This window comes from Novosphingobium sp., assembly GCF_019748365.1.
GTDB lineage: Bacteria > Pseudomonadota > Alphaproteobacteria > Sphingomonadales > Sphingomonadaceae > Novosphingobium.
Window position 1 is genome coordinate 1 of sequence record NZ_JAIEPN010000096.1, and the last position, 5,980, is coordinate 5,980.

Below are 5,980 nucleotides of genomic sequence, written 5' to 3' on the forward strand. Positions count from 1 at the left end.
CGCGCAACATCTTCCTCAACAACAGCCGCACCTTCGATCGCAAGATCCGCGAGGCGCTGCTGGCGATGGCGATCGAGCAGAAGTTCTCCAAGGACCAGGTGCTCGAGCTCTATCTCAACAAGGTCTATTTCGGCGGCGGCGCCTATGGCGTCGATTCGGCGGCGCGCAAGTTCTTCGGCCATTCGGGCGAGCAACTGAGCCTGGCCGAGGCCGCGATCATCGCGGGGCTCGTCAAGGCGCCCTCGCACTATTCGCCCACGGCGGACGCGGCCGCGGCGGTCGGCCGCGCCAAGGTCGTCGTGCAGACGATGCAGGAAGCGGGCAAGATCACGCCCGCCGAAGCGGCGGCCGTCGATCTCAAGAACCTCAAGCTCGCCGCCGAGCAGGGGCAGAACTCGGCCCGCTACTTTACCGACTGGGTGCTGCCGCAGCTCGATCTGCTGCTGCCGGACAACGACCAGCCGATCGAGGTCTGGACCACGCTCGATCCCGCCGCGCAGCATGCCGCAACCGATGCGATCCAGGCCAATGTGCCCAAGGGCGCGCAGGGGGCGCTTGTCAGCCTTGATCGCGACGGGGCGGTGCTGGCGATGGTTGGCGGCACCGACTACGTGACCTCGAACTACAACCGCGCGGTCAATGCGGTGCGCCAGCCGGGTTCGGCGTGGAAGCTGTTCGTCTATCTCGCCGCGCTCGAAGCCGGGTACACGCCCGATGCCAAGGTGAAGGACGAGCCTGTCACCATCGATGGCTGGAGCCCGCGCAATTCGGGCGGGACTTATGCCGGCGAGATCGACGTGCGCAGCGCCTTTGCCTATTCGAAAAACACCGTGGCGGCGCAGCTCGGCAACGAAGTCGGCTTCGGCGCGGTGGCGCAGATGGCGCGGCGCTTCGGCATCACGACGCCGATCAACACCTTGCCTTCGATGGTGCTGGGTTCGTCCGACGTGCGGGTGATCGACATGGTGCGCGCCTTCGCGGCGGTTCAGGCCAAGGGCTCGGCGGTGACGCCCTATGGTATCCGCAAGATCACCTCGACCGAAGGCGAAGTGCTCTACAGCCACCGGCCCGATCCGGCTCAGCAGCTCGTGCCGAACTTCGTGGCGGCGGGGATTACCGATCTGCTGCAGTCTGCCGTGAGCATCGGCACCGGCCGCGCCGCGCAGATCGGGCGGCCCGTGGCGGGCAAGACCGGCACGACGAGCTCGAACAAGGATGGCTGGTTCCTCGGCTTCTCGAGCGGGATCACGACGGGCGTGTGGATGGGCCGCGATGATGCGCGCGCCGTTCCCGGCCTGCAGGGCGGCACTGCGCCCGCACGTGCCTTCGCCGCCTATATGAAGATTGCCACCGCCAAGCGCCCGCCCGAGAAGTTCGACACCGACCTCAAGCTGCCGCAGTGGCAGCTCGAGCCGGATGACGAGGTGATGCAGGCCAATCCGGACGGCTATTTCTATGCCGACCCCGATGGCAACATCATCGAGCCGGGCGCCCAGAACCGGCTACCGGCGGTGGATGGAGCCTTGCCGGGCGGCGAGCAGGGTGTGCCGGTGCCCGAAGGCCCGCCGGCGGCGGGGGATGATTTCCTCAGCCGCGCGACGGGCAAGCAGGCCGATCCGGCGCCGCGCCCCCGGCCGAAGCCGGTCGCGAGCCCCAAGCCGAACTGATCCCCCTCACGGCTCGCGGGCGAGCACCTTGCTCCCCGCGACGCCGATGAGGAACATGCCCAGCGCCAGCGTGTTGGGCACGAGATTGAGGCCGAAGCCGGTGGCGACGGACAGCGCGCTGTCGAGCGCATACCATGCCAGCATGCCGATCGTGCCGGCGATCCAGAGCGGCCGTCCGGCGCTGCCCATCGCGGTCGCCTGGCGCAGGACCAGCCAGAACATCACCATCCAGCCGAGGAACACGCCGCCGAGAATCCCGATCATGAACCGCCCGGCAGGGGTGAGATCGGGCGGCGGACCCATGCTGACGAGCGTCAGGCCCATGCGCAGCGGCGCATCGGTCGCGGGCAGCGCTCCGCCCGCGACGACCAGCGCGAACAGCATCATCGAAACCAGCCAGAGCTGGAACCAGGCTTGCCAGAAAGGGCTCATGCAGGTGCTCTCCTTCTATCTGGCGGTCTGGTGGCAGAGGCGACGGGAGCGAATCAATTACCTCCGGGGTTATTGAAGCGGCGCCGTGTGGCTGCGAAACTCGCGCCATGGATATGAGTCTTGATGGATTCGCGCGGTTGCTGCGCGATTGGCGGCAGAAGCGGCGCTGGTCGCAACTGGACCTTGCGCTGACCTCGGGCGTTTCGCAGCGGCATATCAGCTTCCTCGAATCGGCCCGGGCCAATCCCAGCCGGGCGATGATCCTGCAGCTGAGCGAGGCGCTCGATGTGCCGCTGCGCGAGCGCAATCTCTGGCTGACGGCGGCAGGCTTCGCGCCGCTCTACCGCACGCGCACGCTCGATGATCCGCAGATGGCGCAGGTGATGGGCGCGGTGCGCATGATGCTGACGGCGCACGAGCCCTATCCCGCGCTGGCGCTCGACCGGGCGTGGAACGTGCTGATCGCCAACCGCCCGTTCGAGGCGCTGACCGCGCTGCTCGGTGCGGATGTGTGGGAGCGGGTGGGGGATGGCGAGCGCAACCTGATGCGGCTGTTCTTCCACCCCCAGGGCATCCGCTCGCTGGTGACCAACTGGGCGGCGGTCGGCCCGCTGCTCTGGCAGCGCGCCACGCGTGAGGCGCATGAGCTTGGCGGGGCCGACATGCAGGCCGTGCTCGATGAACTGGCACCGTTCCAGGAGCCGGAGATCCTGTGGTCGGCGATGGACAGCGCGCTGCTGCCGGTGGTGCCGTTCAAATTGGCGCTGGGCGAGCAGCGGATCGCACTTTTCGCCGTGATCGCCACGTTCGGCACCGCGCAGGACGTGACGACGGACGAGCTCAGGATCGAGACGCTGTTTCCCGCCGATGCCGAGTCCGAGGCGCTGTTTCGCCAGCTGTCGCTACCGCCCCTCGAAAGCGAATACCTGCCGCAATAACCGCCCCTGATGACGTCCCGGGTAATTGGCAGCATTCCCTCACAGGTTCATGTTTCCTCACGGCGCACAAGACAAGGAGAGGATCCATGACCCCACTCGAAACCGTCAAGGCCTTCATGAAGGCGATGGAGCCGCTCGATTACGATGCGGCGGTCCAGCATGTGGCGGACACGTGCGAATATACCAACCCGCCGCCGATTGGCACGGTGACCGGGCCGGCCGGGATAAGGGCAGTGCTCGAACCGTTCTTTTCCCCGACGCTGGATAACGAGTTCCGCATTCTGCGCGAACTGGCGGCTGGTCCGATCGTCATGCTGGAGCGGCTGGACCGCCACCGGCTTGCGGACAAATGGGTCGAGCTGCCGGTGACCGGCGTCTACGAGGTCCATGACGGCAAGATCACCTACTGGCGCGACTACTTCGACGCGGCGACAATCATGTCGCAGTGGCCGACCGGCTGAACGCGGGCGCACACAAGAAAGGGGCTGGCGAACCACCGTTCGCCAGCCCCTTTTTTGTGTCTCTCGCCAAGGATCAGCGGATGCGGATCGGCATGTAGACGGGCGGCTGGCCGCGGCGCTGGATGCGCAGCAGCACGGCCTCGCGGTTCTCGGCCTTGGCCTGGCGCACCACGGCTTCAAGATCGGCCGCCGTGGCGATCGGCTTGTAGTTGGCGGAGAGCACGATATCGCCGCGCTGCAGGCCCTTGGCCGCGGCATCGGCCGAATCGTCGACCGCGGTGATGACCACGCCCTTGGTGTCCTCGCTCGCGCCAAGCTGGCGGGCGATCTGCGCCGTCAGCGGGATCGCGGCGATGCCGAGTGCCTGCTGGACGACCGGCCCGGCCGGCTTGCTCGGCTTGGCCTGACCGCCGAAGCCGTCGTCGCCGCCCTGCTGGGCATCGGGATCGAAGGTCTGCTGGGCAAGTTCTTCCTCGCTCGGCCGCTTGCCGACCACAGCCTGCACGGTGAGGCGCTGGCCGTTGCGGATGAGGTCGATCGGGATGCGCTTGCCGGGCGCGGTGTTGGCGACGATGAACGAGAGGGTCTGGTCGGGCGTCACGTCCTTGCCGTCAACGCGCACGACCACGTCGCCCGGCTGCATGCCGGCCTTGGCCGCGCCCTGGCCGGGTTCGACGGACTGGATGAACTCGCCGCGGTTCTTGGCAAGGCCGAGGCTGGCGGCAAGATCGTCCGACAGCTGCTGGATGCGCACGCCGAGATAGCCGCGCTCGATCGCCTGACCATTGCGCAGCTTCTCGACGATGGGGGCCGCGATTTCGGCGGGGATCGCGAAACCGATGCCGACGCTGCCGCCGGTGGGCGAGAAGATCGCGTTGTTGATGCCGATCACGTTGCCGGCCATGTCGAACATCGGGCCGCCCGAGTTGCCGCGGTTGATCGAGGCGTCGGTCTGCAGATAGCGGTCATAGGCAGAGCCCGAACCGGTGTTGCGATAGACCGCCGAGATGATGCCGCTGGTGACAGTGCCGCCAAGGCCGAACGGGTTGCCGATGGCGATGATCCAGTCACCGACGCGGGCGTGGCGCGAATCGCCGAACTTCACGAACGGGAAAGGCTTGGGCCCGCTGATCTTGAGCACGGCAAGGTCCGAGGCGGCATCGCGGCCGACCAGCTTGGCCGGATAGTCGGTGCCGTCGGTCATGGTGACGGTGATCGATTCGATCTCGCCCTGCCCTTCGGCGGTGATCACGTGGTTGTTGGTGACGACATAGCCATCGGCCGAAATGACGAACCCGGAGCCGAGCGACTGCGCCTCGCGCGTCTGCGGCTGGCCGCCTTGCCCGCCGCCGAACAGATCGCTGAACGGCGTCCCGGCGAAGGGATTGTTGTTCTGCACCTTCACGCGCTGGCGGGTCGAGATGTTGACCACCGCCGGCTGCAGCTGCTGGGTGAGATCGGCGAAGCTCGCCGGGGCACCACCGCGCGGGACGACCGCCTGCATCTGCGTCGAATCGTTCTGCGCCACCTGGGCGCCGGCCGGGAAACCCGTCGTCAGGGTCAGCGCGCTGCCGGCGAGGAGCAGCGCCGTAGTCACTCCGTAAGCGTATCGCACGTGGCAATTCCTCTTCATCTCAGCGGCGGTGTGCGGGAGCCCGCGCACCTGGTCCCCGGTTCCGATTCCGCGCGCTCCCGCTTTCACATCCGAGCGCCTTAACCGGGATTGAATAACATATTCGGGCAGCTTCGGGTGTGGTTACTTGACGCCCCGGAACTGGCGAAGATAGGCGTTATCAGGCGACAGCACGATCGAAGTGCCGCTGTCCTTCTGCGCGAAGGTATAGTCGTAGCTCTTCATCGCGCGGTAGAAATCGTAGAAATCCGGGTCCTTGCCAAAGCTTTCCGCATAGACCTTGGCGGCGGTCGCCTCGGCAGTCGCCTGGATGATCTGCGCGTTCTTCTGGCCTTCGGCGCGGATCGTGGCCGCTTCCTGCTGGCGTGCGGTGGCCATGCGGGTGAAGGCGGATTCGAGCGGGGCGCCATCGGGCAGGTCGGCCCGCTTGATGCGCACATCGATCACCTGTGCGCCGTATTCCCGCGCCTCCTTGTCCAGCCCCTTGCGGATATTGACCATGGCCTGCCCGCGATCGGCGGTGAGCAGCGAACCGAAGGTGCGCTTGCCCAGTTCCTGACGCAGCACCGAGTTGAGGATCGGCTGGAGCTGTTCGGCGACTTTGCTGACCGTTCCGGCGGTCTGGTACATCTTGACCGGATCGATCACGCGGAAGCGCGCATAGGCATCGACTTCAAGCCGGCGCTGGTCGGCCGAAGTGACCTGCTGGCGCTCGAGATCGACATCGAGCACGCGCTTGTCGATGCGCACGACCTGCTCGATGAAGGGAATCCGCAGCACGATGCCCGCGCCCGTCTGGCCGAAATCGGCATTGGGGCGGAAGCGGTTGACGACGCGGTTGGGCTCGCC

The 5,980-nt window shown here is 66.8% G+C and carries 6 protein-coding genes; 3 read left to right on the forward strand and 3 right to left on the reverse strand.

All coding sequences use genetic code 11. The features are described 5' to 3' along the window. A partial coding sequence (locus tag K5Q19_RS12230; protein WP_292945472.1) for a transglycosylase domain-containing protein occupies positions 1-1,667 on the forward strand: 1,667 nt, incomplete at its 5' end. A gap of 6 nt (positions 1,668-1,673) precedes the next feature. On the opposite strand, the gene K5Q19_RS12235 is transcribed toward K5Q19_RS12230, so the two are convergent. Continuing rightward, entirely contained in the window at positions 1,674-2,099 is a 426-nt protein-coding gene (locus K5Q19_RS12235) for a hypothetical protein (protein ID WP_292945475.1), read from the reverse strand. Between the two features lie 107 nt (positions 2,100-2,206). Between K5Q19_RS12235 and K5Q19_RS12240 the strand changes: the two genes are divergently transcribed. Together K5Q19_RS12240 and K5Q19_RS12245 are read left to right on the forward strand one after the other, a co-directional pair. Continuing rightward, positions 2,207-3,037 carry a helix-turn-helix transcriptional regulator gene (locus K5Q19_RS12240; RefSeq protein WP_292945478.1) on the forward strand — a complete coding sequence of 277 codons (831 nt, stop codon included), beginning with the start codon at positions 2,207-2,209 and terminating at the stop codon, positions 3,035-3,037. Positions 3,038-3,123: 86 nt separating this feature from the next. Beyond that, positions 3,124-3,498 carry a limonene-1,2-epoxide hydrolase family protein gene (locus K5Q19_RS12245; RefSeq protein ID WP_292945481.1) on the forward strand — a complete coding sequence of 125 codons (375 nt, stop codon included), beginning with the start codon at positions 3,124-3,126 and terminating at the stop codon, positions 3,496-3,498. 73 nt (positions 3,499-3,571) lie between these two features. On the opposite strand, the gene K5Q19_RS12250 is transcribed toward K5Q19_RS12245, so the two are convergent. Then, positions 3,572-5,113, reverse strand: a complete 1,542-nt coding sequence (locus K5Q19_RS12250; RefSeq protein WP_292945484.1) for a Do family serine endopeptidase — start codon at positions 5,111-5,113, stop codon at positions 3,572-3,574. A 141-nt stretch (positions 5,114-5,254) separates the two neighbouring features. Beyond that, positions 5,255-5,980 (reverse strand): protease modulator HflC (locus K5Q19_RS12255; RefSeq protein ID WP_292945487.1); only part of this gene is annotated, 726 nt, incomplete at its 5' end.